Source organism: Bacillus sp. FSL K6-1012 (assembly GCF_037964915.1).
GTDB lineage: Bacteria > Bacillota > Bacilli > Bacillales > Bacillaceae > Bacillus > Bacillus halotolerans.
Map to the genome: position 1 here is coordinate 1,742,889 of NZ_CP150175.1, position 19,028 is coordinate 1,761,916.

The 19,028-nt window shown below is 42.1% G+C and carries 22 protein-coding genes; all 22 read left to right on the top strand.

Annotation, left to right across the window (positions count from 1 at the left end; translation table 11 throughout):
* The first annotated feature begins 14 nt into the window (after positions 1 to 14).
* A complete protein-coding gene (gene cheY / locus NSS75_RS09070; RefSeq protein WP_010334256.1) occupies positions 15 to 377 on the top strand; it encodes a chemotaxis protein CheY in 363 nt (120 codons plus the stop codon).
* A gap of 14 nt (positions 378 to 391) precedes the next feature.
* Entirely contained in the window at positions 392 to 1,051 is a 660-nt protein-coding gene (gene fliZ, locus NSS75_RS09075; RefSeq protein WP_044155883.1) for a flagella biosynthesis regulatory protein FliZ, read from the top strand.
* Complete coding sequence (fliP, locus tag NSS75_RS09080; protein WP_024121406.1) at positions 1,044 to 1,709, top strand: flagellar type III secretion system pore protein FliP; 666 nt, start codon at positions 1,044 to 1,046, stop codon at positions 1,707 to 1,709. Before fliZ ends, fliP begins: the two co-directional genes overlap by 8 nt.
* 14 nt (positions 1,710 to 1,723) lie before the next feature.
* Positions 1,724 to 1,993 carry a flagellar biosynthesis protein FliQ gene (gene fliQ / locus NSS75_RS09085; RefSeq protein ID WP_010334259.1) on the top strand — a complete coding sequence of 90 codons (270 nt, stop codon included), beginning with the start codon at positions 1,724 to 1,726 and terminating at the stop codon, positions 1,991 to 1,993.
* Between the two features lie 7 nt (positions 1,994 to 2,000).
* Positions 2,001 to 2,780 (top strand): flagellar biosynthetic protein FliR, encoded by a 780-nt coding sequence (gene fliR, locus NSS75_RS09090; RefSeq protein ID WP_024121407.1) that lies wholly within the window; start codon positions 2,001 to 2,003, stop codon positions 2,778 to 2,780.
* Positions 2,780 to 3,862, top strand: coding sequence for a flagellar biosynthesis protein FlhB (gene flhB / locus NSS75_RS09095; protein WP_024121408.1), 1,083 nt, complete (start codon positions 2,780 to 2,782; stop codon positions 3,860 to 3,862). The genes fliR and flhB overlap by 1 nt, the downstream gene beginning before the upstream one ends.
* Before the next feature lie 32 nt (positions 3,863 to 3,894).
* Positions 3,895 to 5,928, top strand: coding sequence for a flagellar biosynthesis protein FlhA (flhA, locus tag NSS75_RS09100; protein WP_024121409.1), 2,034 nt, complete (start codon positions 3,895 to 3,897; stop codon positions 5,926 to 5,928).
* Complete coding sequence (flhF, locus tag NSS75_RS09105; protein WP_339237070.1) at positions 5,928 to 7,025, top strand: flagellar biosynthesis protein FlhF; 1,098 nt, start codon at positions 5,928 to 5,930, stop codon at positions 7,023 to 7,025. The genes flhA and flhF overlap by 1 nt, the downstream gene beginning before the upstream one ends.
* Entirely contained in the window at positions 7,016 to 7,912 is an 897-nt protein-coding gene (locus tag NSS75_RS09110) for a MinD/ParA family protein (protein ID WP_339237073.1), read from the top strand. Before flhF ends, NSS75_RS09110 begins: the two co-directional genes overlap by 10 nt.
* Position 7,913: 1 nt before the next feature.
* Positions 7,914 to 8,981, top strand: coding sequence for a protein-glutamate O-methylesterase CheB (gene cheB / locus NSS75_RS09115; RefSeq protein WP_101861222.1), 1,068 nt, complete (start codon positions 7,914 to 7,916; stop codon positions 8,979 to 8,981).
* Positions 8,982 to 8,986: 5 nt separating this feature from the next.
* The gene (gene cheA / locus NSS75_RS09120) at positions 8,987 to 10,999 is read left to right on the top strand and encodes a chemotaxis protein CheA (RefSeq protein WP_213418622.1); all 2,013 of its coding nucleotides are present in this window, start codon (positions 8,987 to 8,989) and stop codon (positions 10,997 to 10,999) included.
* 21 nt (positions 11,000 to 11,020) lie between these two features.
* Positions 11,021 to 11,491 carry a chemotaxis protein CheW gene (gene cheW, locus NSS75_RS09125; RefSeq protein WP_024121414.1) on the top strand — a complete coding sequence of 157 codons (471 nt, stop codon included), beginning with the start codon at positions 11,021 to 11,023 and terminating at the stop codon, positions 11,489 to 11,491.
* A gap of 18 nt (positions 11,492 to 11,509) precedes the next feature.
* Positions 11,510 to 12,139 (top strand): CheY-P phosphatase CheC, encoded by a 630-nt coding sequence (gene cheC, locus NSS75_RS09130; RefSeq protein WP_024121415.1) that lies wholly within the window; start codon positions 11,510 to 11,512, stop codon positions 12,137 to 12,139.
* Positions 12,136 to 12,636: a chemoreceptor glutamine deamidase CheD gene (gene cheD, locus NSS75_RS09135; protein WP_024121416.1), complete on the top strand. Its 501-nt coding sequence runs from the start codon at positions 12,136 to 12,138 to the stop codon at positions 12,634 to 12,636. The genes cheC and cheD overlap by 4 nt, the downstream gene beginning before the upstream one ends.
* A 22-nt stretch (positions 12,637 to 12,658) precedes the next feature.
* On the top strand, positions 12,659 to 13,423 hold the full coding sequence (gene sigD / locus NSS75_RS09140; protein WP_010334270.1) for an RNA polymerase sigma-28 factor SigD: 765 nt from the start codon (positions 12,659 to 12,661) through the stop codon (positions 13,421 to 13,423).
* Between the two features lie 29 nt (positions 13,424 to 13,452).
* The gene (locus NSS75_RS09145; RefSeq protein WP_339237079.1) at positions 13,453 to 13,971 is read left to right on the top strand and encodes a Swarming motility protein SwrB; all 519 of its coding nucleotides are present in this window, start codon (positions 13,453 to 13,455) and stop codon (positions 13,969 to 13,971) included.
* Between the two features lie 143 nt (positions 13,972 to 14,114).
* On the top strand, positions 14,115 to 14,855 hold the full coding sequence (rpsB, locus tag NSS75_RS09150) for a 30S ribosomal protein S2 (RefSeq protein ID WP_024121418.1): 741 nt from the start codon (positions 14,115 to 14,117) through the stop codon (positions 14,853 to 14,855).
* A 99-nt stretch (positions 14,856 to 14,954) separates the two neighbouring features.
* Positions 14,955 to 15,836, top strand: coding sequence for a translation elongation factor Ts (gene tsf / locus NSS75_RS09155; protein WP_024121419.1), 882 nt, complete (start codon positions 14,955 to 14,957; stop codon positions 15,834 to 15,836).
* A 145-nt stretch (positions 15,837 to 15,981) separates the two neighbouring features.
* Positions 15,982 to 16,704, top strand: coding sequence for a UMP kinase (gene pyrH, locus NSS75_RS09160; protein ID WP_010334275.1), 723 nt, complete (start codon positions 15,982 to 15,984; stop codon positions 16,702 to 16,704).
* A 1-nt stretch (position 16,705) separates the two neighbouring features.
* The gene (gene frr / locus NSS75_RS09165) at positions 16,706 to 17,263 is read left to right on the top strand and encodes a ribosome recycling factor (RefSeq protein WP_024121420.1); all 558 of its coding nucleotides are present in this window, start codon (positions 16,706 to 16,708) and stop codon (positions 17,261 to 17,263) included.
* Positions 17,264 to 17,393: 130 nt separating this feature from the next.
* The gene (locus NSS75_RS09170; RefSeq protein WP_024121421.1) at positions 17,394 to 18,176 is read left to right on the top strand and encodes an isoprenyl transferase; all 783 of its coding nucleotides are present in this window, start codon (positions 17,394 to 17,396) and stop codon (positions 18,174 to 18,176) included.
* 3 nt (positions 18,177 to 18,179) lie between these two features.
* A complete protein-coding gene (gene cdsA, locus NSS75_RS09175) occupies positions 18,180 to 18,989 on the top strand; it encodes a phosphatidate cytidylyltransferase (RefSeq protein WP_101861224.1) in 810 nt (269 codons plus the stop codon).
* Positions 18,990 to 19,028 lie beyond the last annotated feature (39 nt).

Here is a 19,028-nt window from a genome sequence, read left to right on the forward strand (position 1 = left end):
GAGAGAAAAAAATTATGGCACATAGAATTTTAATTGTAGATGACGCAGCATTTATGAGAATGATGATCAAAGATATTTTGGTAAAAAACGGTTTTGACGTAGTGGCAGAAGCCGAAAATGGCGCTCAGGCTGTAGAAAAATTTAAAGAGCATTCTCCTGACTTAGTTACAATGGATATCACAATGCCAGAAATGGACGGTATTACTGCACTAAAAGAAATTAAACAAATTGATGCTCAAGCTAAAATCATTATGTGTTCTGCCATGGGACAGCAATCAATGGTTATCGATGCTATTCAAGCCGGTGCTAAGGATTTTATCGTGAAACCTTTCCAGGCGGACCGTGTGCTTGAAGCAATCAACAAAACATTAAGCTAAAGGGTGTACGACTGTTGAAAAAGAGTCAATGTTTCATTGCTTTTATATGTTTTTTCATTTTATTCAGTGTGCATCCGCTTGCTGCTGATGCGGCGGCATCTGATGATTCAACTGTAAACGAATGGTTTCAAAAGAAAGAGGAAAAGACCGCAGATAAGCCAGAGCAAAAGAAAGAAAAAACGACACAAACTGCTGATGAGACGGAGGGAGCTGCTGCTCCTTCTGTTTCAGCTTTTGATTTTGTGAAGATGATTTTCGCTTTATTGTTTGTCATCGCGCTGATTTACGGGCTTGTTAAGCTTATGAACAAAAGAAACCGGCTGCTAAAGCCTTTTCAATATGTTGAAAATATCGGCGGAACATCGGTTGGCCAAAACCGATCTATCCAATTGATTAAAGTCGGCAACAGTGTTCTCGTCGTTGGGGTAGGAGAGACGATCCAGCTCCTTAAAGAAATTGAGGATGAAAAGGAAATCGAAGTCATACTCAGCCAGCATGAAGAGGCGATGTCAAGCAAAATAGAGTGGCAAAAGCTTGTCAAACCCCTAAAGGGTTCTGAGAATCAGCCGCAGCAAAAGCTGCCTTCATTTTCAAAGGCATTAAAAGAGCAGCTTGAAGAGCTAAAACAAAACCGTTCAGAAGGAAAAAAGAAAGGCCCACGTCATCATGAATGAGTTTATAAATATTTTCAGTTCTAGCGATCCGGGTAACGTCAGTTCAACTGTTAAATTACTATTATTGTTAACTGTATTTTCAGTGGCGCCTGGAATATTGATTCTTATGACTTGTTTTACCCGCATCGTCATCGTTCTGTCGTTTGTCAGAACTTCACTGGCGACGCAATCAATGCCGCCCAACCAGGTCCTTATCGGCCTTGCGCTATTTTTAACATTTTTTATTATGGCTCCTACTTTTTCAGAGATTAATAAAGAAGCGCTGACACCATTGATGGACAATAAAATCAGTTTGGACGAAGCGTATACAAAAGCTGAGGAACCGATTAAAGAATTTATGAGTAAGCACACAAGGCAGAAGGATTTGGCACTGTTTATGAATTACGCGAAAATGGATAAACCCGAATCATTAAAAGATATTCCTCTTACAACGATGGTTCCCGCTTTTGCCATTTCGGAGCTCAAAACAGCGTTTCAAATAGGCTTTATGATTTTTATCCCCTTTTTAATTATTGATATGGTAGTGGCGAGCGTACTGATGTCAATGGGGATGATGATGCTCCCTCCAGTTATGATTTCTCTGCCCTTTAAAATTTTACTTTTTGTTTTAGTAGACGGCTGGTATTTAATTGTGAAATCTTTGCTTCAGAGCTTTTAGGGTAGGTGCTAAACGTGAATTCAGAATTTGTAATTTCTATGGCGGAGAAAGCCGTATATGTAACGCTGATGATCAGCGCGCCTCTGCTTGCGATCGCTTTATTGGTCGGATTAATCGTCAGCATCTTTCAGGCGACAACTCAAATCCAGGAACAGACTTTGGCGTTTATTCCCAAAATCGTGGCAGTCCTCTTGGCACTGATTTTTTTCGGGCCATGGATGCTGTCGACCATCCTTTCGTTCACAACAGAGCTGTTTTCTAATTTAAATCGTTTTGCAGGGTAATACAGTGATGAATTCGATTATTGATTTATTTCCTGCTTTTTTATTGGTTTTTATTAGAATCTCTGCTTTTTTTGTAACGGTTCCGCTATACGGCCACAGAAACGTTCCGGCTGTTCATCGTATCGGATTTGCTTTTTTTCTTGCAGTCATTTGCTTCAGCACGATTGATAAACCTCCGTCTTTGGAGGTTGACGAGCAATATATGCTGCTGGCGTTTAAAGAAGCTTTGGTGGGTCTGTGTCTTGGTTTGATTGCTTATATGATGATTGCTGCCGTTCAGATAGCCGGTTCGTTTATTGATTTTCAGATGGGTTTTTCAATTGCGAACGTTATCGATCCGCAAACGGGCGCACAGAGTCCATTGATCGGCCAGTTTATCTATACGATGGCTCTTTTGTTTATGCTGAGTGTCAATGCGCATCATTTGCTGCTGGACGGTATTTACTACAGCTTTCAGTATATTTCGGTTGATCAGGCATTTCCGAATTTTGGCGATGAAAAGTTTGCTTATCTTATCGCCAAAAGCTTTAATGCAATGTTTATTATCGCATTTCAAATGTCGGCGCCGGTTGTGGCCAGTTTGTTTCTTGTGGATCTTGCATTAGGCATCGTGGCCCGGACAGTTCCGCAATTAAATGTATTTGTCGTCGGTCTGCCTTTAAAGATTGCTGTCAGTTTTATCATGCTCATCGTGTGTATGTCCGTTATCTTCGTCGTTGTTCGGAATGTTTTCGGCTTAACGATTGAAACGATGCGGAATCTTTTAGCATTGGTCGGTGTTTCTTAATGAAGCTAAGAATTGACCTCCAATTTTTTGCGGGAGAAAAAACAGAGAAAGCCACTCCGAAAAAACGGAAGGATACTAGAAAAAAAGGGCAGGTTGCAAAAAGCTCTGATGTGAATACCGCCGTTTCATTATTAGTCATCTTCCTTTCGTTTATTGCGATCGGCCCGTATATGAGAGACAGGCTGCTGTCATTTATAGAGACATTTTACACGGAGTCACTCACAATGAAGCTCTCAGAATCAAATGTGCACATCCTGTTTATCAGCTTATTAAAGGATACTGGCATCGTACTTGCTCCGATTCTGCTTGTTGCCCTTGTTGCAGGAGTTGTAAGCAACTATATGCAGGTGGGATTTTTATTTTCTACGGAAGTGATCCAGCCTAAGCTTGAAAAATTGGATCCGATAAAAGGCTTTAAACGGATATACAGCATGAGGGCGATTGTAGAGTTGCTTAAATCGATTTTGAAAATTGCTGTTGTAGGGTTTGCGGCGTTCGTTGTGCTTTGGATGCACTATGGAGAAATTCTCCGCCTTCCCCTTCTGACACCTGAAGAGGCACTTTCCTTTGTTTCAAAACTCACCCTGTGGATGGGGCTGAGCGGAGCAGGGGCTTTGTTGATTCTTGCCGGACTCGATTATTTGTATCAGAGATTTGACTATGAGAAAAATATCAAAATGTCAAAGCAGGATATAAAAGATGAGTACAAAAAATCTGAGGGAGATCCGATTATTAAGTCTAAAATTAAGCAACGACAGCGGGAAATGGCGATGAGGCGGATGATGCAGGAAGTGCCGAAAGCTGATGTCATCATCACAAACCCGACTCACTATGCGATCGCACTTAAATATGACGAAGAAAAAATGGACGCGCCATACATTGTTGCAAAAGGTGTAGACCACCTTGCATTAAAAATAAGGAAGATAGCTAAAGAGCATGATGTCATGATGGTAGAAAACAGGCCGCTTGCCCGTGCGTTATATGATCAGGTTGAAATTGACCAGGCAGTGCCGGAAGAGTTTTTTAAAGTCTTGGCAGAAATCTTGGCTTACGTATTTAAAACGAAACAAAAAGTAAATTGAATTTTACGATTCAAAAGGAGAGAAAAAACAGCATGTCAACAAGAGATTTATCCGTTTTAATAAGTGTTGTCCTCATTGTGGCAATGCTGGTGATACCATTTCCTCCATGGCTGTTAAGTATTTTGATCATTATTAATATTTCTCTTGCGTTGATCGTGCTTCTCACCACAATGAATATGCAAGAACCGCTGCAGTTTTCGATTTTTCCGTCACTGCTGCTGCTTTTGACCTTATTTCGTCTGGGCTTGAATGTGTCAACGACGCGTTCGATCCTTTCGCACGGCGAAGGAGGGAAGGTTGTTGAGACCTTCGGTAACTTCGTTGTCGGCGGAAATGTTTTAGTCGGACTTGTTGTATTTATTATCTTAATTATTATTCAGTTTATCGTCATCACAAAGGGCGCGGAACGTGTTTCCGAGGTTGCGGCAAGATTTACGCTTGATGCAATGCCAGGGAAGCAGATGAGTATTGATGCTGATTTAAACGCAGGCATGATTAACGAACAGGAAGCGAAACACCGCCGTGAAAAAGTAGCTCGAGAAGCAGACTTTTACGGTGCGATGGACGGTGCCAGCAAATTTGTGAAAGGTGATGCAATTGCCGGAATTATTATTGTGATGATCAATATCATTTTCGGAATCATTATCGGTATGCTGCAGCAAGGCATGGCGATACAAGAGGCAGCCTCTCATTTTACGATGCTGACTGTAGGAGATGGAATTGTATCGCAAATTCCGGCGCTGTTAATTTCTACAGCTACAGGTATTGTCGTAACAAGAGCAGCCTCCGAAGGAAACTTAGGTCATGACATCACAGGCCAGCTGTTCGCTTATCCAAAGCTCTTATATGTTACAGCAGCAACTATTCTGCTTCTTGGCTTGTTTACTCCAATTGGTATTCTCCTAACAGGGCCGCTTGCAGGGCTGCTTGCTTTTGGCGGTTATACGCTATCTAAAACAGGTAAGGAAAAAGAAGAAGTGGAAGAGATTCTTGAGGAAGAGGCTGAAGTTGACGAGCTCAAAAGCCCCGAAAGTGTTGTGCAGCTTCTGCATATAGATCCGATAGAATTCGAGTTTGGCTATGGTCTGATTCCGCTGGCGGATGCTAATCAGGGCGGGGATTTATTAGACCGAATTGTGATGATTCGCCGTCAGCTGGCGCTGGAACTTGGGCTTGTCATTCCTGTCGTGCGTATCAGAGACAATATCGCTTTGCAGCCTAATGAATACCGATTGAAAATTAAAGGCAATGAAGTAGCAAAAGGCGAGCTATTACTAGATCATTATCTAGCAATGTCGCCTACGCCTGAAGACGACCTGATTGAAGGGATCGAAACAGTAGAACCGTCGTTTGGGCTTCCAGCCAAATGGATTGGCGAATCGGTGAAGGATGAAGCTGACATGCTGGGCTATACAGTTGTAGATCCGGCTTCAGTTGTCTCAACACATATTACAGAGAAAATTAAGCAGCATGCTCATGAATTAATCGGCAGACAGGAGACGAAACAGCTTATTGATCATTTGAAAGAAACGTATCCGGTCCTGGTGGAAGAGGTTACGCCAAATCCATTATCTGTCGGAGATATTCAGAAAGTGCTGGCTAAACTGTTAAAAGAAAAAGTTTCAATCCGCAATTTGGTAACCATTTTTGAAACACTTGCCGATTATGGAAAACTGACAACGGACTCTGATCTTTTGACAGAGTACACAAGACAGGCACTTGCTAAGCAAATTACTGCCCAGTTTGCCAAAGAAAATGAAGTGTTAAAAGTGATCACTTGTTCCGGCCGTGTAGAAAAGGCAATTGCTGACGGTGTACAGCAAACAGAACATGGGAACTATTTGTCGCTTGAACCAGATGTGTCGGAAAGCATTGTGCGCTCTGTTGCAAAAGAAGCCGAACAGCTCTCAATACGGCAAGAGACTGCGATTCTTCTTTGCTCGCCTCCTGTAAGGATGTATGTGAAACAGCTTCTGGAACGATATTTTCCGGATCTTCCTGTTCTTTCTTATAACGAGCTTGAGGCTAATGTCGAAGTTCAAAGCATTGGAGTGGTGGATATTTAATGAAAATCAAAAAATTTACTGCTGCTTCAATGCAAGAAGCGGCACAGCTTATCAGAAAAGAACTAGGCAATGAAGCGGTTATACTGAATTCCAAAAAAATCAATAAGCGTAAATGGTTCGGGCTTTTAAAAAAACCGGCTGTTGAAGTGATTGCCGTATTGGATCAAGATTTTCTTGAGAAAAAAACAGCTGAAAAGGCAGCAGAGCCGAAACAAACGTCAAAACCTCCTGTCAGCAGTCCGAAAATAGAGGAGAGGATAATCCCTCAAATTCCGGCTCAATCTGAGCCAGGTGATTTTTCAGCATATCAATCCGTACTTCCTGAACCGCTCAGAATAGCCGAACAGCTTTTGGGAGAAACCGGCGTTAATGAATCAATTAAGACCCGTACTATGAAAAAAATATTGCGATTCTCTGTTGAATCGGGCGGACTTACGGAAGAAAACGTGGCCGGTAAACTTCAGGATATACTGTGCGGGGCACTACCTCCAGCAGACAAGTGGCAGGAGCCCATTCGTTCGAAGTATATCGTGCTGTTTGGTTCGACGGGCGCGGGTAAAACAACAACGCTTGCAAAACTAGCAGCGTCTTCTCTGCTTGAAAAACAGAAAAAAATTGCTTTTATTACAACAGATACTTACCGGATTGCAGCAGTTGAACAGTTGAAAACATATGCCGAGCTGCTGCAGGCTCCTCTGGAAGTCTGTTATACAAAAGAGGAATTTCAGCGGGCGAAAGAATTATTTGCTGAATATGATCATGTATTTATCGATACAGCAGGAAGAAACTTCAGAGAACAGCAATATATCGATGAACTGAAAGAGACGATTCCTTTTGAAAGCAGCATTCAGTCATTTCTCGTTTTGTCAGCGACTGCAAAATATGAAGATATGAAACAAATTGTCAGACGTTTTTCATCTGTTCCTGTCAATCAGTTTATTTTTACGAAAATAGATGAGACTGCTTCCTTAGGCTCTGTATTCAGTATACTGGCAGAATCAAAGATAGGCGCCGGGTTTATCACAAACGGCCAGAATGTGCCGGAGGATATACAGACAGTCTCGCCGCGGGAGTTTGTAGGGATGCTGTGCAGATGAACAGATTTGACCAAGCAGCAACTTTACGGGCGAAAATGAAGAAGCGTGAGCGCGATCTGCCGATTGTTTTTGCACAGAAAGCTAAAACACTTGCAGTCATCAGCGGCAAGGGCGGTGTCGGAAAATCCAACATCACTTTAAATATGGCTCTTGCGCTGCAGGATAAAGGCAAGAAGGTACTGCTTATTGATCTTGATATCGGAATGGGGAACATTGATATATTAATGGGAAACTCGTCTTCCGCGACTATTATTGACGTTCTAACTGAGCGCAAGCCTTTTATGCAATCCATTTCTACTGGGCCAAAGGGTCTTCGGTATATATCTGGCGGAACTGGGCTGGATGTGATGTTTCAGCTGGACCAGAAAAAATGGACCTTTTTTGCTAATGAGCTTTCTCATGCGTTAAGTCAGTTCGATTATGTACTGTTTGACATGGGGGCGGGCTTATCAAAAGACCAGCTGCCTTTTATTTTATCAGCAGAAGACATTTTGATCATAACAACCCCGGAGCCTACAGCCATTATGGATGCATACAGCGCTGTCAAACATTTAGCTTTGACAGGAAATCAGCTTTCAATGAAAGTAGCTGTCAATCGGTGCCGTGATCAAAAGGAAGGGTTTGACGCTTTTACCCGCCTTTCCCGGACCATTCACATGTTTTTAGGCGAAGCGGTTCAGTTTGCCGGTTCAGTCCCTGACGACGGGATCGTGAGCAAAGCAGTTGTCGAACAGGTTCCTTTTTTATTAAAAAGTCCTCAGGCAAAAGCCAGCCGGTCAGTCCGTCTCCTAGCGGACGCCTTGTTTGAAAGAGAAGAAACTAGACACAAAGAAGAAAAACAGACATTTATTGAGAAATTATCTTCTTTTTTAATGAGGAGGGCTTAATTTGATTCGTGTGCTTGTAGTTGATGATTCGGCTTTTATGAGAAAAATGATAAGTGATTTTCTAACCGAGGAAAAGCAGATAGAAGTAATCGGAACTGCGAGAAACGGAGAAGAGGCACTTAAAAAGATAGAATTGCTGAAACCGGATGTTATCACACTTGATATCGAAATGCCGGTGATGAATGGAACAGACACACTGCGGAAAATTATTGAGCTTTATCAGCTGCCGGTCATTATGGTTTCAAGCCAGACCCAGCAAGGAAAAGAGTGTACGATTAACTGTTTAGAGATAGGCGCCTTTGATTTTATCACAAAGCCATCTGGTTCTATATCTTTAGATTTATACAAAATTAAAGAACAATTAGTTGAGCGGGTCATCGCGGCCGGACTTTCCGGTCAGCAAAAAGCTGCGGCTCCGGCGGTCAATCGGCCTGAGCCTAAACGCATCGCTAAGCCTGCATTGAGTCAGTCAAAATCTGGAACAGGCAGACATATTGTTTGTATCGGCACGTCAACAGGCGGACCAAGGGCGCTTCAAAAGGTGATACCAAAGCTTCCTAAGGATTTAAACGCGCCTGTAGTCGTTGTACAGCACATGCCTGAAGGCTTTACTGCTTCTCTGGCTGATCGGCTGAACCATCTGTCTGACATTCGTGTAAAGGAAGCAAAAGATGGCGAAGCAGCTCTTAACGGCTGTGTGTACATAGCTCCGGGGGGAAAAAACATATCCGTTATCAAAAACAGCGGCGGCCTTAAAATCGTTCTTGATAATCACGATACGCCAAGCCGTCATAAACCATCAGCAGACTACTTGTTCCGTTCTGTCGGCAAACTTGCAGACTATGAAAAAGTAGCGGTCATTATGACCGGAATGGGCAGTGACGGTACTGCCGGTCTTAAGGACATGCTTGCGTCCGGCAATGTGAAAACCATTGCAGAGTCTGAAGAATCTTGTGTTGTATTTGGGATGCCGAAAGCAGCCGTTAAGGCGGGCCTTATTCATGAAATTAAACATGTGGAAGATATCGCAGCATCCATCACAAGCTGTGTGAAAAAAGAGAGGGTGTGATTCAAATGGATATGAATCAATATTTAGATGTCTTTATTGATGAAAGTAAAGAACATTTACAAACATGTAATGAAAAGCTTCTCCTTTTAGAGAAAGACCCGACAGACCTTCAGCTCGTCCACGATATATTCAGGGCTGCCCATACATTAAAAGGTATGAGCGCAACGATGGGGTATACGGATTTAGCCCATTTAACCCATCTGCTTGAAAACGTATTGGATGCTTTTCGAAACGGAGATATGGCAGTTACATCAGACTGGATGGATATCTTGTTTGAAGCGCTGGATCATCTGGAAGCAATGGTTCAGTCTATTATTGACGGCGGGGATGGTAAAAGAGACATCTCTGAAGTGAGCGCAAAGCTTGACGTGAACGGTGCGCATGCTGAGACTGCTGCTTCAGCGGAACCTGCTGAAGCGAAGGGGTCAGCATCTGATTGGGGATATGATGAGTTTGAACGAACAGTGATAGAAGAAGCGGAGGAGCAAGGTTTCAAACGGTATGAAATCACAATTTCTCTGAAAGAAGACTGTATGTTAAAAGCGGTTCGTGTATATATGGTTTTTGAGAAGCTCAATGAGATCGGAGAAGTAGCCAAAACAATACCGAGTGCGGAAGTGCTTGAGACGGAAGATTTCGGCACTGACTTCCAGGTGTGCTTCTTAACGAATCAAACGGCTGAAGACGTTGAACAGATCATCAACGGAGTTTCAGAGGTCGAGCATGTTGAAATTATTCAGGGCTCGCCTTTACAACCAGCTGAAAAACCGGAGGAGCCTCAGGCGGATACACCAGCTGCTGCACCTGTTAGGCAGGACAAACCAAAGCAGCCTGCTAAAAACGATGAACAGTCGAAGCATACATCAGGCGGGTCTAAAACAATTCGTGTCAATATCGACAGGCTTGATTCTTTAATGAACTTATTTGAAGAGCTTGTCATTGACCGCGGGCGTCTTGAGCAGATTGCAAAAGAGCTTGAGCACAATGAATTGACTGAAACAGTCGAGCGAATGACGAGAATTTCCGGCGATTTGCAGTCTATTATTCTCAATATGAGAATGGTTCCGGTTGAAACTGTTTTTAACCGTTTCCCAAGAATGATTCGCCAGCTTCAAAAAGAGCTGAATAAAAAAATCGAACTCTCCATCATCGGTGCGGAAACAGAACTCGATCGAACAGTAATTGATGAAATTGGAGATCCGCTCGTTCACTTAATCAGAAACAGTATTGACCATGGAATTGAGTCTCCGGAAACACGTTTGCAAAAAGGAAAACCTGAGTCTGGAAAAGTTGTGCTGAAAGCTTATCACAGCGGAAATCACGTCTTTATTGAAGTAGAGGATGACGGGGCAGGCCTTAATCGCAAAAAAATCCTTGAAAAAGCGCTTGAGCGCGGTGTCATTACAGAAAGAGAAGCTGAAACCTTAGAAGACAATGAAATTTATGAATTGATATTTGCTCCGGGGTTCTCTACTGCTGATCAAATTTCGGATATTTCCGGGCGGGGTGTCGGGCTTGATGTTGTGAAAAATAAACTCGAGTCACTCGGCGGTTCAGTCAGTGTGAAATCTGCAGAAGGACAAGGATCACTATTCAGCATTCAGCTTCCGCTTACACTGTCCATTATTTCAGTTCTGCTGATCAAATTGGAAGAAGAGACATTTGCGATTCCGATTTCTTCTATAATTGAAACGGCAGTTATAGACAGAAAAGATATTCTGCAAACGCATGACCGTGAAGTAATCGATTTTAGAGGGCATATTGTCCCTGTCGTTTATTTAAAAGAAGAGTTTAAAATAGAAGATACAAGACAAGATGCGGAACAGCTCCATATCATTGTCGTGAAAAAAGGCGACAAACCTACTGCATTTGTGGTGGACTCCTTTATTGGCCAGCAGGAAGTTGTGCTGAAATCACTCGGAGATTATTTAACAAACGTCTTTGCAATTTCCGGAGCTACTATTTTAGGAGACGGAGAAGTAGCGCTCATTATCGATTGTAATGCACTGATTATTTAACCATACGAGGAGGTGTCTCACATGACTGCAGAAATTAAAACAGGCGAAAAAATGATTGTCTTTATGGTAAATGGCAAAGAATATGCCATTTCTGTCACTCAGGTGAAATCAATTGAGAAATGGCAAAAGCCAACGAGAGTGCCAGGCGTTGAACCTTATATTTGCGGAGTGATCAATTTGCGCGGCGTGGTGACTCCGGTTATTGATTTAAGAAAGCGTCTCAGCTTGCCTGAGTATGAAATTACCGATGAAACACGAATTATCATTATTGCTTATCGTGATATTGAAGTGGGCTGGATTGTGGATGAAGCAAATGATGTCATAACAGTACATGAAAGTGAAATAGAATCCGCTCCGGAAAGTGTTCAAAAAGACACGTATGTGTCGATCAAACAGATTGTAAAACAAGAGAACAGGCTCTTAAATATTATTGATGCAAATGCGGTTTTGGATAAAGAATCATCTCAGTCCGCTGTGCCCGATCAAGCTTAATCTTAAAGGGGTTATGACATGAGTATTTTTAATGGAATCAAAGAAGAGCAGATGGACATTTTGCGGGAAGTCGGCAATATCGGAGCCGGCCACTCTGCTTCTGCAATGGCCCAGCTGTTAAATAGAAAGATTGATATGGAAGTCCCGTTTGCAAAGTTACTATCGTTTGATGAACTTGTAGACTTTTTCGGCGGAGCAGAAATGCCGGTCGCCAGCATCTTTTTAAGAATGGAAGGCGATTTGACGGGCTCAATGTTCTTTATAATGCCTTTTTATCAGGCGGAGCAGTTTATTAGAGAGCTGATCGGCAACCCGGATTTTGATATAGAAAACCTGGGTGAAGATCATATGAGTTCTTCCGCTTTGCATGAACTGGGCAATATTTTAGCAGGATCATATTTAACGGCATTGGCTGATTTGACGAAACTCCAGCTTTACCCGAGTGTTCCAGAAGTTTCACTGGACATGTTCGGTGCTGTCATCAGTGAAGGTCTGATGGAGCTCAGTCAGGTTGGGGAACATGCAATTGTTGTTGATACGTCAATTTTTGACCAAAGCCATCAGCAGGAGCTAAAAGCGCATATGTTTATGCTGCCGGACTATGATTCATTTGAAAAGCTCTTTGTCGCCTTGGGTGCTTCATTATGAGTACAACTGAGGCTGCTGTTGTAAAGGTTGGAATTGCGGACGTGAAGATCGCCCGCTTCCCGGATTCAATCCGGACGTCTGGTTTAGGGTCGTGTGTAGGGCTGGTGCTTTACGATAAAGAAAAGCAAACGGCGGGGCTTGTCCATGTCATGCTGCCGGATTCGACGTTATCAAAAACAGCTGAACTCAATCGGGCAAAATATGCCGATACCGCTGTAAAAGCTACGATTGATATGCTGGTAGAAGCGGGCTGCCGAAAGTTTGCGTTAAAAGCAAAGCTTGCCGGCGGATCAGAGATGTTTAAATTTAAAATGACGAATGATTTGATGAAGATCGGACCGAGAAATGTCTTAGCGATAAAGGAACAGCTGTCATTATATAATATTCCGATTATCAGTGAAGATACGGGAGGCTCAAGCGGCCGGACGATAGAATTTGAACCGAAGTCCTGTATGCTGCATATTCGAACTGTTAAACAAGGTGAAAAAACGATTTAATTAAGGTATTAGGGGGATAACAATGCAATCCTTGAATTATGAAGATCAGGTGCTTTGGTCGCGCTGGAAAGAGTGGAAAGATCCTAAGGCCGGTGATGATTTAATGCGCCGTTACATGCCGCTTGTCACATATCATGTAGGCAGAATTTCTGTCGGACTGCCAAAATCAGTGCATAAAGACGATCTTATGAGCCTTGGTATGCTTGGTTTATACGATGCCCTTGAAAAATTTGACCCCAGCCGGGACTTAAAATTTGATACCTACGCCTCGTTTAGAATTCGCGGTGCAATTATTGACGGGCTTCGTAAAGAGGATTGGCTGCCCAGAACCTCGCGTGAAAAAACAAAGAAGGTTGAAGCTGCGATTGAAAAGCTTGAACAGCGCTATCTTCGGAATGTATCGCCCGCAGAAATTGCAGAGGAACTCGGAATGACGGAACAGGATGTAGTGTCAACAATGAATGAAGGTTTTTTTGCAAATCTGCTGTCAATTGACGAAAAGCTTCATGATCAGGATGACGGGGAAAACATCCAGGTCATGATCAGAGATGACAAAAATGTCCCGCCGGAAGAAAAGATCATGAAAGATGAGCTGATTGCGCAGCTTGCGGACAAAATTCACGAACTCTCTGAAAAAGAACAGCTTGTGGTCAGTTTGTTCTATAAAGAGGAATTGACATTGACAGAAATCGGACAGGTATTGAATCTTTCTACGTCCCGTATATCACAAATACATTCAAAGGCACTATTTAAATTAAAGAATCTGCTTGAAAAAGTAATTCAATAAAGAATTCTCATGATTAGCGAGTGAAAAACATGTCAACACTATTATGGCTTTTAAGCTTCACGCTTCACGGCGTTCTTCTGTACGCTGTCATTATCCTGTATATGAGGCTCGCAGCTGTGAAAGAAACAGAAAAACAGCAAAAGAAGCTGCTGGAAGAGACGGAGAACACACTTGCGGCATTTCTTCTTGAACTAAAAGAAGAAAATGAGAAGTTGATAGACAACTTGGATGTACCTTCTGTTCAAACTGAAGAAAAACAGCAGGAAGAGCATCAGCAGGAAGAGCATCAGCAGGCTGAACAACATTCAGAGCGAGGTGCTGTTCAGGAAGAAGACAACGCTCTTCCCGAGCATATCGAAGGTCTGATCAACGAGGTTGAGAGGGCGGAAGAGAACGTAAACAGCGATGCCCGATCATTTGAAGATGAAGTTATGGCATTATATGAACAGGGATATTCAGCTGGTGAAATTGCTCAGAAATTGAAGAGCGGAAAGACAGAAATCGAGCTATTTCTAAAATTTCGCTCCAAAGCTGTAAAGGATTCTTGATTGTCGCATAAAGCTGTGTTATATTATGTCTTGGTGTTAAATACACACGCTTAACGATTTATGCAGAGGGTGCTGCAGGCGGCAGTTCTGCACAAAAATGACCTAAGCGGAGGAAAAAAACCATTATATTAGGAGGAAATAACATGTCAGTCATTTCTATGAAGCAATTGCTTGAAGCTGGTGTTCACTTCGGTCACCAAACACGCCGTTGGAACCCAAAAATGAAGCGTTACATTTTCACGGAGCGTAACGGAATCTACATCATTGACCTTCAAAAAACAGTCAAAAAAGTAGAGGAAGCTTACAACTTCACTAAAAATCTTGCTGCTGAAGGCGGAAGAATCCTTTTCGTCGGCACAAAAAAACAAGCTCAAGATTCTGTTAAAGAAGAAGCTCAACGCTCTGGCATGTACTATGTCAACCAACGCTGGTTGGGCGGTACATTAACAAACTTTGAAACAATCCAAAAACGTATTAAACGTCTTAAAGACATTGAAAAAATGCAAGAAAACGGTACGTTTGAAGTACTTCCTAAAAAAGAAGTCGTTCAATTGAAAAAAGAATTAGAGCGTCTTGAAAAATTCCTAGGCGGAATTAAAGAAATGAAGGATCTTCCTGATGCATTGTTCATCATCGATCCTCGCAAAGAGCGCATCGCTGTTGCGGAAGCTCGCAAATTAAACATCCCTATCATCGGAATTGTAGATACTAACTGTGATCCTGATGAAATCGATGTTGTTATTCCTGCGAACGATGACGCTATCCGCGCTGTTAAACTTCTAACTTCTAAAATGGCAGATGCAATCTTAGAAGCGAAGCAAGGCGAAGAAGAAGCGGAAGTTGCTGAAGAAACTGCACCAGAAACTGAAACAACAACTGCGTAACCTATTCAAAAGGTGATAAGAGGGACTGCCTTTTATCACCTTTTTTCAAGAAAAATGTCATGATACATATCTTGTTTAAACATATAAGGAGGAATACAAATGGCTATTACTGCACAGCAAGTAAAAGAACTGCGTCAAAAAACTGGCGCGGGTATGATGGATTGTAAGAAAGCGTTAACTGAAACTGATGGAGATATGGACAAAGCAATTGACCTTCTTAGAGAAAAAGGAATTGCAAAAGCAGCGAAAAAAGCTGACCGTATCGCAGCAGAAGGTTCAACTCTTATTAAAACTGACGGCAACAAAGGTGTTATTTTAGAAGTAAACTCTGAAACTGATTTCGTTGCGAAAAACGAAGGCTTCGTAGAGCTTCTTAACACATTGGCTGACCACCTTCTTGCAAACACTCCTGCAGATGTTGAAGAAGCAATGGGCCAAAAAATGGACAACGGCTCTACTGTAGAAGAGTACATTACAAGTGCAGTTGCTAAAATCGGTGAGAAAATCACGCTGCGCCGCTTTGCTGTTCTTACAAAAGATGACAGCTCTGCATTCGGTGCTTACCTTCACATGGGCGGACGCATCGGCGTATTAACTGTTCTTAACGGTACAACTGACGAAGAAACTGCGAAAGATATCGCAATGCATGTTGCTGCGGTTAACCCTCGTTACATTTCTCGTGACCAAGTATCAGAAGAAGAAACAGACCATGAGCGTCAAATCTTAACTCAGCAAGCTCTTCAAGAAGGAAAACCTGAAAACATCGTAGCGAAAATGGTTGAAGGCCGTCTGAACAAATTCTTCGAAGAAATTTGTCTTTTAGACCAAGCATTCGTTAAAAACCCAGATGAAAAAGTGAAACAAGTTGTTGCAGCGAAAAACGCAACTGTTGAAACTTTCGTTCGCTATGAAGTTGGCGAAGGTATCGAAAAACGTCAAGAAAACTTTGCTGAAGAAGTAATGAACCAAGTGAAAAAATAATGGTGAAAAGATGTCGCGATCAAGTCGCGTCTTTTCAGGCAGTATAGGGGACACACTTTGTGTTCCCTATTTTTAAAACTATATTTACAAACCTTTTTTTCTCTTGCATAATAGAAAACGGCAATGTTTACACTTGGAGGTTATTATGGAAAAACCAAAATACAAACGTATCGTATTAAAGCTTAGCGGGGAAGCATTGGCAGGGGAACAGGGTAACGGAATTAACCCTACTGTCATTCAATCCATTGCAAAGCAAGTGAAAGAAATCGCTGAGCTTGAAGTCGAAGTGGCTGTTGTAGTAGGCGGCGGCAACTTATGGCGCGGAAAAACAGGAAGTGACCTGGGCATGGACCGCGCAACTGCGGACTATATGGGGATGCTGGCGACAGTGATGAACTCGCTTGCTCTTCAAGACAGCTTGGAAACACTCGGAATCCAGTCCAGAGTGCAAACATCCATTGAAATGAGACAAGTTGCTGAACCGTATATCAGAAGAAAAGCGATACGCCACTTAGAGAAAAAACGTGTCGTTATTTTTGCTGCGGGCACAGGAAACCCATATTTCTCAACTGATACGACAGCTGCACTGCGCGCTGCTGAAATTGAAGCAGACGTTATTTTAATGGCGAAAAACAATGTTGACGGTGTGTATAATGCTGATCCTAGAAAAGATGAATCAGCTGTAAAATATGAATCGCTTTCTTACCTTGACGTTCTAAAAGACGGCTTGGAAGTTATGGATTCAACAGCATCATCTTTATGCATGGATAATGACATTCCGCTAATCGTCTTTTCTATTATGGAAGAAGGAAATATTAAACGCGCCGTGACAGGCGAATCAATCGGAACGATCGTGAGGGGGAAATAACGTGTCAAAAGAAGTATTAACACAAACGAAAGAAAAAATGGAAAAAGCAATTGCTGCTTATCAGCGTGAATTGGCTACTGTACGCGCAGGCCGTGCGAACCCATCTTTATTAGATAAAGTAACAGTTGAATATTACGGAGCACAGACACCTTTAAATCAGCTGTCTTCTATTAACGTGCCTGAAGCTCGTATGCTGGTCATAACACCATACGACAAGTCAGCAATCGGTGATATCGAAAAAGCAATTTTAAAAGCGGATTTAGGCTTAACGCCAACGAGCGACGGCAATATGATTCGCATTGCGATTCCTGCGCTAACAGAAGAAAGACGTAAAGAATTAGTCAAAGTTGTAAAAAAATATGCTGAAGACGCAAAAGTAGCTGTACGAAATGTACGCCGTGATGCGAACGATGATCTCAAAAAACTTGAGAAAAACGGAGACATCACTGAAGATGAGCTGCGTGCTTCCAATGAAGATGTTCAAAAACTGACAGATGAATATGTGTCAAAAATTGACAGTGTCACAAAAGACAAAGAAAAAGAAATCATGGAAGTTTAATGAAAAACTATGTACAATAGATAATAGTGAAAAGACCCTCTCATGTTTACAGGGGGTTTTTTTGTTAATACTGTTGATTACATTGGTTATCAGCAGGGAATGCAACCTTTTTGGGTGACGGAGGAATCTCATGCTCAACATACTCAAAAATTGGAAGAACCAGCAAACTGCGGCTTCCAACTTAGAACGCTATACAAAAGAAGACATACTTAAGGGAGAAATCCCCGAACACATCGCCATTATAATGGATGGAAATGGCCGTTGGGCTAAAAAACGCTCTCTCCCCCGAATTGCAGGCCACCACGAAGGAATGAAGGTGGTTAAAAGGACAACTAAGCTTGCTAACGAATTGGGTGTCAAAGTACTGACCCTGTACGCATTTTCAACAGAAAACTGGAAGCGGCCAAAAATGGAAGTTGATTTTTTGATGAAGCTTCCTGAAGAGTTTTTAAATACGTATCTACCGGAACTTGTTGAGGAGAATGTGCAGGTCCGGATTATAGGAGATGAATCAGCCTTGCCGCCGCACACAATGCGTGCGATTGAAAAGGCTGTAAAGGATACGGCGCAAAATGACGGGCTGATCCTTAATTTTGCTCTCAACTATGGAGGGCGTACTGAAATTGTCACTGCTGCAAAAACACTCGCGGAAAAAGTGAAGGATGGTTCTTTGAAAATAGAAGACATTGATGAATCGCTTTTTTCTAATCATTTAATGACTGAATCTTTGCAGGATCCTGAACTTTTAATTCGAACGAGCGGCGAGATTAGACTAAGCAACTTTATGCTTTGGCAGGTTGCCTACAGTGAATTTGTCTTTACTGACGTTCTGTGGCCTGACTTTAAAGAAAATCATTTCTTGCAGGCGTTAGGAGAATATCAGCAACGGGGCCGGAGGTTTGGCGGAATTTAGAGGATGGTGGACATGAAACAAAGAATTTTGACAGGTGTTCTGGCAGCAATTGTATTTTTATTTTTAGTTATTGTCGGGAATTTGCCGTTCACCATATTAGTTTATGCAATGGGCAGTGTAGCACTTTTTGAGCTTTTGCGGATGAAAAAACTTAAGCTTGTTTCACTGCCGGGATTAATCAGTCTTTTATTGTTATGGATGTTCTTAATGCCAAGCCAGTATTCTTTTTTTGAAGCGAGTGGTATCTCGAAAATTGAAACAGCTTTGTTCGCAGTACTGATTTTACTGACGTACACAGTATTGGTGAAGAACACTTTTACTTTTGATGAAGTCGGCTTTATTACCCTTGCAACGATTTACATCGGAATGTGTTTTCATTATTTTATTGAAATCAGAAACCTTGATCAGCACGGGCTGACATACATTTTTTATGCCTGTGTCGTGATTTGGTCGACTGATTCCGGTGCATATTTTGTCGGGAAATCGCTTGGGAAACGAAAATTGTGGCCTGAAATCAGCCCTAATAAAACAGTTGAGGGATTTGTAGGCGGAATCGTCATTGCACTTGTACTTTCGACGATTTTTCAGCTTGTCGCAAACCTGCCGATCCCATATTTCTATCTGCTTTTGATCACACTGTTTTTGTCTGTTTTCGGACAGATTGGGGATTTAGTAGAATCCGCTCTGAAAAGACATTACGATGTAAAGGATTCTGGGAAGATCCTTCCCGGGCATGGCGGTGTCCTAGACCGTTTTGACAGTTTTTTGTTTGTCATGCCTTTCTTGTACTTTCTGCTTGCCCTTTTTTCATAAAAAAGTCTAATATGAATATGAGACTGAATATGCAGCAAA